The sequence below is a fragment of the Tahibacter caeni genome (genome assembly GCF_024609805.1).
GTDB classification, from domain to species: Bacteria; Pseudomonadota; Gammaproteobacteria; order Xanthomonadales; family Rhodanobacteraceae; genus Tahibacter; species Tahibacter caeni.
In genome coordinates this window covers 1-8,083 of the sequence record NZ_JANFVR010000218.1, presented here as the reverse complement: position 1 = coordinate 8,083, position 8,083 = coordinate 1, and the positions used below count along the sequence as shown (strand labels likewise).

Here is an 8,083-nt window from a genome sequence, read left to right as displayed (position 1 = left end):
GCCGCGCCGGCCGCGGGCACGGCCTATGCCGACGGCCTGCTGCTCGCCGCGCTCGGCCTGAAGCCCGGCGACACGCTCGAACTCGCCGGCCGCCCGCTGCGCATCGCCGGCGAGATCCTGCGCCAGCCCGACGGCGGCCAGCTGTTCACGCTCGCGCCGCGGCTGATCGTCGCGCTGGCCGACGCGCAGGACAGCGGCCTGCTCGGCGTCGGCTCGCGCGCGCGGCACAAGCTCATGCTCGCCGGCGACGCCGCCGCGCTCGACCGCTTCCAGGCCTGGGCCAAGCCGCAGCTCGCCGACGGCGCGCAGCTGGTGACAGTTGCGGAAGCGCAGCAGAACCTGCGCAGCGCGTTCGAGCGCGGCGAATCCTTCCTGCGCCTGGCGGCGCTGCTGTCGGCGCTGCTGGCCGGCATCGCGGTCGCGCTGGCCGCGCAGCGCTATGCGCGGCGCAAGATCGACGAGGTCGCGCTGCTGCGCGCACTGGGCCTGGGCAAGCGGCGCGTGCTCGCGAGCCTGAGCCTGACCGTCCTGCTGCTCGGCGTGCCGGCCTGCCTGCTCGGCGCCGGCCTCGGACTGGCCCTGCAGCAGGGCGTGCTGACCTACGCCGGCAATCTGCTGCCGGCCGCCGCGCCGCCGCCCAGCCCGTGGCCGGCGCTCGCCGCGATGGCGGTCGGCCTGGCCGTGCTCGCGGGCTTCGCGCTGCCGCCGCTCGCGCGCCTGCGCGACGTGCCGCCGATGCGCGTGTTCCAGCGCGCGATCGCGCTGCGCCCGCGCCGCTTCGACCTGCTCTACCTGCTGCCGCCGCTCGTCGCATTCGGCCTGATCGCGAGCCAGAGCAGCAGCGCCGCCATCGCCTCGGCGCTCGCCACGAGCCTGATCGGCGTGACCGCGGCGACCGTCGCGATCGGCCTCGTGCTGATCGCGCTGCTGCGCCGCGTCGGCCGCCGCCTGCCCGGCGCGCTGCGTTTCGGCCTGGCCAACCTGGCCCGCCGGCGCAGCCTGAGCCTGATCCAGGCCACGGCGCTCGCGCTGAGCTTCACCGCATTGCTGCTGCTCGCCGTCGTCGGCCCGGGCCTGCTAGCCGCCTGGCGCGCCGACCTGCCGCCGCAGACGCCGAACCAGTTCCTGCTGAACCTGCAGCCCGAGCAACGCGACGGCGTCGAGCAGCGACTGCTCGGACTCGGCGTCAAGAACCTCAACGTGCAGCCGCTCGCGGTCGCCAAGCTCGTCGCGATCAACGGCAAGACGCCGCGCGCCGAGGACTACACCGACCGCCGCGCGGCCAGCTGGATCAACGGCGAGACGCGGCTGTCCTGGAGCGACACCTTGCCCGCGGCCAATGTGCTGAAGGCCGGCAGCTGGTTCGACGGCGAGGCCGGCGAGCCGCAGGTCTCGGTCGAGCGCGTCTGGGTCGACATGCTGCACCTGAAGCTCGGCGACACCCTGGGCTTCACGATCGGCGAGCGCGCGATCACCGCGCGCATCACCAGCATCCGCGAAGCCGACTGGACCTCGTTCCGGGTCAACTTCTTCGTGCTGCTCGATCCGGCCAGCGCGGCCGGACTGCCGCACAGCCTGATCGCGAGCTACTGGCTGCCGGCCGGGCGCACCGCGGACCTACGCGCGGTCTCGCGCGAGTTCCCGAACCTGTCGATGATCGACATCAACGCCGTGCTCGACCGCGTGCGCGACATCATCGACCGCGTCAGCAGCGCGGTCATGGCAGTGCTCGGCTTCAGTCTCGTCGCCGGCCTGCTCGTGCTCGTCGCCGCGCTCAACGTCAGCGCCGAGGAACGCCGCTTCGAAACCGCGATGCTGCGCACCCTCGGCGCGCGCCGCGGCCAGCTGCTGTCGACCGTGCTCGGCGAATTCGCGCTGCTCGGCCTGATCGCGGGCCTGATCGCCGCGATCGGCGCCGCGGCCGCAGGCCTTTCGCTCGGCCGCGCCGTGTTCCAGATCGCCTGGACTCCGCCGCCGCTGCCGTTCGCGCTCGGCGTGCTCGCCGCCGTCGCCCTCGTGACCTTCGCCGGCTGGCTCGGCACGCGCGGCATCGCGCGGACCTCGCCGCTGCTGGTGCTGCGCAAGGAATAGCGAACGCACGCCCGCTCCCCGACAGCGATCGGGGAACGGGCGCGCGGCTGCGCGGCCGGAACTCGTCGGCTACGCGCCACGCCGGCACGTCGAGGTTTCCTCGCAGCGCCGCGGCGAAACACGCGGCACGGGCCACTCGCGGGCGCGAGGCCATAGACTTGCCGCTTTGCGCGCCGTCGCCGCGCTCCGGAGATCCGCATGAGCCAGCCCCGTATCGCCCTGGTCACCGCCGCCGCCGCGCGCACGCTCGACGAAGACCTGCCGCCGCTCGTCGACGCGCTGACGCGCGCCGGCGCCGAGGTCGCGGTGCTGGACTGGGACGACGCGGCGGCGGACTGGCGCGCGCAGGACCTGGCCGTGCTGCGCTCGACCTGGGACTACACCGACCGGCTCGCGGAATTCCTGGCCTGGGTCGAGCGCGCGGCGGCGCAGACCAGTCTGCTGAATCCGCCGCCGATCGTGCGCTGGAACACCGACAAGCACTACCTCGGCGAACTAGCGGCCCACGGCATCGCGACCGTGCCGAGCGCCTTCGTCGAACCCGGCGCCGACGCGGCCGCGGCGCTGCAGCGCTTTCTCGACGGCCATGCCGACGGCGCGGCGTTCGAGTTCGTGGTCAAGCCCTGCGTCGGCGCCGGCTCGCGCGACGCGCAGCGCCACGGCATGGCCGCCCGCGAAGCGGCCGTGGCCCACATGCAGCGGCTGCTCGACGCCGGCCGCAGCGTGCTGCTGCAGCCCTACCTCGCGCGCGTGGACGAGCACGGCGAAACCGCGCTGCTCTGGTTCGACGGCGAATTCAGCCATGCCATACGCAAGGGACCGCTGCTGCGCCGCGGCGACGGTCCGACGCGCGCGCTGTTCGCCGCCGAGCACATCACCGCGCGCGAGCCCGCGGCGGCCGAGCTGGCGCTGGCGCGGGCCGTGCTGGCCGCGATTCCGTCGCCGCAGCCTCTGCTCTACGCCCGCGTCGACCTGATCCAGGACGACGCCGGCGCGCCGCGGCTTCTGGAGCTGGAACTCAGCGAGCCCTCCCTATTCTTCGGCTTCGGTGCGGGTTCGGCCGACCGCTTCGCCGCCGCGCTGCTGGCCCGCGCGCAAGCTGTCCGGACCAGCCGGCCTGCCGCCCCTGCGGCGGCGCGGTAGAATCCCTGACTTTCCGCCTGCGGCCGCGGCCGCTTTCCCTGGACTTTTACGGAATCCGCTGCATGAAGATCCTCGTCGGCTACAAGCGCGTTGTCGATTACAACGTGCGCATCCAGGTCAAGCCGGACGGCTCCGGCGTCGTCACCGAAGGCGTCAAGCTGTCGCCGAACCCGTTCGACGACATCGCCCTGGAAGAAGCGCTGCGCCTGCGCGAGAAAGGCGTCGCGACCGACGTCGTCGTCGCGACCATCGGCCCGGCCGATTGCCAGGCCCACCTGCGCAACGGCCTGGCCATGGGCGCGAACCGCGCGATCCACGTGGTCACGACCCAGGCGGTGCAGCCGCTGACCGCCGCGCGCACCCTGCTCAAGCTCATCGAAAAAGAACAGCCGGACATCGTCATCCTCGGCAAGCAGGCCATCGACGACGACTGCAACCAGACCGGCCAGATGCTCGCCGCGCTGTGGAACCGCCCGCAGGCCACGTTCGCGTCGAAGGTCGAGATCAACGGTTCCGCAGCGCGCGTCACGCGCGAAGTCGACGCCGGCCTCGAAGTCATCGATGTGGACCTGCCGGCCGTGATCACGACCGACCTGCGCCTCAATGAACCGCGCTTCATCAAGCTGCCGGACATCATGAAGGCCAAGTCCAAGCCGCTCGAGACGATTCCGCTGGAATCCCTGGCCGTCGAATCGGGCGACCATCTCAAGACCACGGCCTATGCCGCGCCGGCCAAGCGCAGCAAGGGCGTCATGGTCAAGGACGTGGCCGAACTCGTCGCACTGCTGAAGACCAAGGGTCTGGTTTGATTCCCCCGCGCCGGCGCCTGCCGCGTCACGCGCAGCGCCGCGCCCTCAACGGATGAAGCTCATGAGCAAAGTTCTGATCGTCGCCGAGCACCTCAACGGCAAGCTCAATTCCAGCACTGCGCGCTGCGTGACCTGCGCCAAGGCGTTCAACGCCGAAAGCGTCGCCGTGCTCGTGCTGGCCGATGCGCCCGACGCCGTCGCCGCCGAAGCCGCCGCGATCGCCGGCGTCGACAAGGTGCTGACCGTCGCCAATCCCGCCAACACCCATGCGATCGCCGCGGTCTACGCGCCGCAGGTCGTCGCCGCGGCGCAGGGCTACAGCCACGTGCTCGCGCCGTCGACGACGTTCGGCAAGGACCTCGCGCCGCGCATCGCCGCGCTGCTCGGCGTCGCCCAGGTGTCCGACATCGCCGACGTGCTCGGCGCGTACACGTTCAAGCGGCCGATCTACGCCGGCAACGCGATCGTCACGGTCGAGGCGCCGGCCGACGCGACGCTCGTCGCGACCGTGCGCACGGCCTCGTTCGCCGCTGCCGCGGCCGGCGGCTCGGCCACCGTCGAGGCGCTGAACCTCACCATGGAACTGCCGACGCATACGCGCTTCGTCGAGCTGCAGCAGGGCAAGAGCGACCGCCCGGATCTGCAGAGCGCGAGCCGCGTCGTGTCCGGCGGCCGCGGCGTCGGCTCGGCGGAGAACTTCGCCGTGATCTACAAGCTCGCCGACAAGCTCGGCGCCGCGGTCGGCGCCTCCCGCGCGGCCGTCGACGCGGGCTACGTGCCGAGCGACCTGCAGGTCGGCCAGACCGGCAAGATCATCGCGCCGGAGCTGTACATGGCCATCGGCATCTCGGGCGCGATCCAGCACCTGACCGGCATCAAGGACGCGGGCACCATCGTCGCGATCAACAAGGACGGCGAAGCGCCGATCTTCGAGATCGCCGACATCGGCCTCGTCGGCGACCTGTTCACGCTCGTGCCCGAGATCGAAGCCGCGCTGGGCTGAGGCCCAACCGGCATTCCGCGAAAAGGCCCGCCGCGTGCGGGCCTTTTCATTTGGCCGCATGCCGGCCCCAGCCGGCCGCAGACACGACCTGCGGCAGTCGCGATGCGCCGGTCGAGCGCGTAAGCTGCGGCACTTTTTTCGTCCGGCCCGCCCAATGCGCCTCCGCACCGCCTTGCTGCCGCTGCTCGCCCTGTCCGGTCTGCCGGCCGCCGCCGCGCCCCTGACCATCGACGGAAGCATCGACGAGGAACGCTGGCGCGACGCGCACGTGTTCCGCGACTTCAAGCGCACGCAGCCGTACACGCTCGACGCGGCATCGGTCGTGACCGAGGCGCGCATGCTGTCCACGCCCGAAGGCATCGCGTTCGCGTTCCGCTGCGAACAGCCGGCCGGCTTCACGCGGATCAAGCCGTTCACGCCGCGCGACCGCATCCGCAACGCCGATCGAGTCAACGTCAACATCGACTTCGATGCCGACGGCAAGATCGGCTACAACTTCACAGTGTCGCTGTCGGACTCGATCGAAGACGCGATCATCACCGAGGAAAACCAGTTCAACACCGACTGGGACGCCGACTGGCAGCACGCCGTGCAGGAAGACGACGCGGGCTGGAGCGTCGAAATCCTGCTGCCGTGGACGATCGCGAGCATGCGCGGCAGCGACACGCCCACGCGCGTCGTCGCCGTCAACGTCGACCGCGTGCTGGCCGAGCGCAGCGAACGCTCGGCCATGCCGCCGGCGTTCTACGGCAATCCGGTCTACCTGTCGGCGTTCGAGCGCGTCACGGTCACGCAGCACCGCGCGCAGATCCTCGACCTGTTCCCCTATGTCTCGGCGCTGTACGACCTGAAGAATCCCGGCAGCGAATTCCGCGCCGGCGCCGACCTGTTCTGGAAGCCCAGCGGCGATTTCCAGCTGACAGCGACGGTCAATCCGGACTTCGGCCAGGTCGAGTCCGACGAACTCGTCGTCAATTTCGACGCGATCGAGACCTTCTATTCCGACAAACGCCCGTTCTTCACCGAGAACCAGGCGCTGTTCGACCTGCGCAGCTCGCCCGACGGCGTGCTGTTCTACACGCGCCGCGTCGGCGCGGCCTCCGACGACGGCAGCGGCCGCGCAGCCGACATCGCCGCGGCGCTGAAGTTCAACGGCGCGGCCGGCGACCTCAAATACGGCGCGTTCCTGGCCGACGAAGACGGCGAAGCCGGACGCCGCTTCGCCGCGGGACGCCTGCTCTACGATCTCGGCGGCTCCAGCAACGCCGGCCTGCTCGTCACGTCGGTGGACCGGCCCGCGCTGGACCGCCGGGCCGACGTGCTCGCGAACGACTGGCGCTGGCAGCTCGCGCCGTGGCTGCGCCTGGAAGGCCAGCTGCTGCTGTCGCAGATCGAGCAGAGCCGGGAGACCACGCGCGACAGCGGCGGCGTGCTGCGCCTGACCGCGATGCCCAGCGATCAGCTGCAACATACGGCGATCCTGACCCATCTCGGCGGCGCGCTGGATTTCAACGACGCGGGCTACATGCCGCGCAACGACTTCAACCGCCTGTACTGGGAAACCAACTACAAGCACAACGACCTGCCGGCCGATTCCGCGACGGCCGCGGTGGCCTGGAAGGCGATCGGCATCTACCGGACCAACGACGACGGCGATCGCCTGAACCCGTACGGCTACCTGACGCGCACCGCCGAGCTGCGCGCCGGCGGCAGCTATCTCGTCGAGCTGCGCCTGGACGGCAGCGGCTACGACGACCAGATCTCGCGCGGCAACGGCAAGGTCTGGCGCGACGCGCGCGAATGGCTGTTCATGCAATACGAGAGCGCGCGCCGCGGCCGCTGGCAGTACACCCTGGGCGCCTGGGTGCTGCAGGAAGGCGTCAGCGGCCGTGCGCTGCAGCTCGAGTCCGAGCTCAGCTACAGCGTCAGCGACCGCCTGACCATCGACGGCGAGATCACGCCGCGCTGGAGCCGCGACTGGCTGATCTGGACCGGCGACGGTCGGCTGGCGAGCTACCGGCGCACGCAATGGGCCACGGCGCTGAATGTCAACTGGTTCCCGAAGGCGCGGCACGAACTGCGCGCGAAGCTGCAATGGTTCGCGGTCGACGCGCACGATGCGCGTAGCTATCGCATCGGCCCGCACGGCCGGCTGCTCGCCGATTCGACCGCGACCGACGACTTCAACGTCAACAGCTTCGGCGTGCAGCTGCGCTATCGCTATGAACTCGGTCCGCAATCGGAGCTCTATCTGGTCTACAGCCGCGGCGGCGAGCAACGGGACGACCGCCGCGAGGACAGCGGCGACCTGTTCCTCGATGCGCTGAGTTTGCGTGATGCAGATCAATTTCTGGCCAAGCTGCGTTATCGATTCTGAGTCGTCGTTCGTCACATTGATGAACACCGCAACGGGTCGCCATCGCGAGCCTTGCGGCGAACACTTGTTCATGAATTCCTCGACGCACGGCTGCGGCGGCTCTGGCACACTTCGGCGGGGCAGCCTCGCTGCCGCGGAGTGGCGACGACACGGACGACAGACTGAAATACCTATGAAGAAGCCGATCTGGGAACCGGGCCCGGAGCGCGTGGAACGCGCCAACCTCAATCGCTTCGCGCGTTTCGCGCGCGAGCAGAGCGGCAACGAAGACCTGCGCGGCTATGCCGCGCTGTACGAATTCTCGATACGTCATCCCGAACGTTTCTGGCCGCTGGTCTGGGAGTTCTGCGGCATCCGCGCGAGCGGCACGTTCCACGAGACGCTCGTCGCCGCGGACCATCCGGCCGACGTGCGCTGGTTTCCGGGCATACGCCTGAACGTCGCGCAGAACCTGCTGCGCTTCCGCGACGAGCGCTGCGCGCTGATCGGACGCGACGCAGCCGGCGCCGGCTACGAGATCAGCTACGCGCAGCTGCAGCTGCAGGTCGCGCGCGTCGCGGCCGCGCTGCGCGCGCGCGGCATCGGTGCCGGCGACACCGTCGCCGGTCTGCTGCGCAACGGCAGCGAGCCCGTCGTCGCCATGCTCGCGAGCGTCGCGGT

At 70.7% G+C, this 8,083-nt stretch carries 6 protein-coding genes; all 6 read left to right on the top strand.

Annotated features, from left to right (window positions below; genetic code table 11):
* On the top strand, positions 1-2,091 hold a 2,091-nt coding region (locus tag NON22_RS16550), incomplete at its 5' end, for an ABC transporter permease (protein WP_257388051.1).
* A gap of 198 nt (positions 2,092-2,289) precedes the next feature.
* Positions 2,290-3,234: an ATP-grasp domain-containing protein gene (locus NON22_RS16545; RefSeq protein WP_257388050.1), complete on the top strand. Its 945-nt coding sequence runs from the start codon at positions 2,290-2,292 to the stop codon at positions 3,232-3,234.
* A 62-nt stretch (positions 3,235-3,296) separates the two neighbouring features.
* Positions 3,297-4,043, top strand: coding sequence for an electron transfer flavoprotein subunit beta/FixA family protein (locus NON22_RS16540; protein WP_257388049.1), 747 nt, complete (start codon positions 3,297-3,299; stop codon positions 4,041-4,043).
* Positions 4,044-4,104: 61 nt separating this feature from the next.
* Positions 4,105-5,046, top strand: coding sequence for an electron transfer flavoprotein subunit alpha/FixB family protein (locus tag NON22_RS16535; RefSeq protein WP_257388048.1), 942 nt, complete (start codon positions 4,105-4,107; stop codon positions 5,044-5,046).
* Positions 5,047-5,200: 154 nt separating this feature from the next.
* Positions 5,201-7,423: a DUF5916 domain-containing protein gene (locus NON22_RS16530; RefSeq protein WP_257388047.1), complete on the top strand. Its 2,223-nt coding sequence runs from the start codon at positions 5,201-5,203 to the stop codon at positions 7,421-7,423.
* A 172-nt stretch (positions 7,424-7,595) separates the two neighbouring features.
* Positions 7,596-8,083, top strand: a 488-nt coding sequence (locus NON22_RS16525) for an acetyl-coenzyme A synthetase N-terminal domain-containing protein (protein ID WP_257388046.1), incomplete at its 3' end; no start/stop codon positions are given.

What these genes read in the sequence shown, in the direction of transcription:
- NON22_RS16545 (WP_257388050.1), top strand. Translation starts at nt 2,290, where the DNA reads ATGAGCCAGCCCCGTATCGCCCTGGTCACCGCCGCCGCCGCGCGCACG.
- NON22_RS16540 (WP_257388049.1), top strand. Translation starts at nt 3,297, where the DNA reads ATGAAGATCCTCGTCGGCTACAAGCGCGTTGTCGATTACAACGTGCGC.
- NON22_RS16535 (WP_257388048.1), top strand. Translation starts at nt 4,105, where the DNA reads ATGAGCAAAGTTCTGATCGTCGCCGAGCACCTCAACGGCAAGCTCAAT.
- NON22_RS16530 (WP_257388047.1), top strand. Translation starts at nt 5,201, where the DNA reads ATGCGCCTCCGCACCGCCTTGCTGCCGCTGCTCGCCCTGTCCGGTCTG.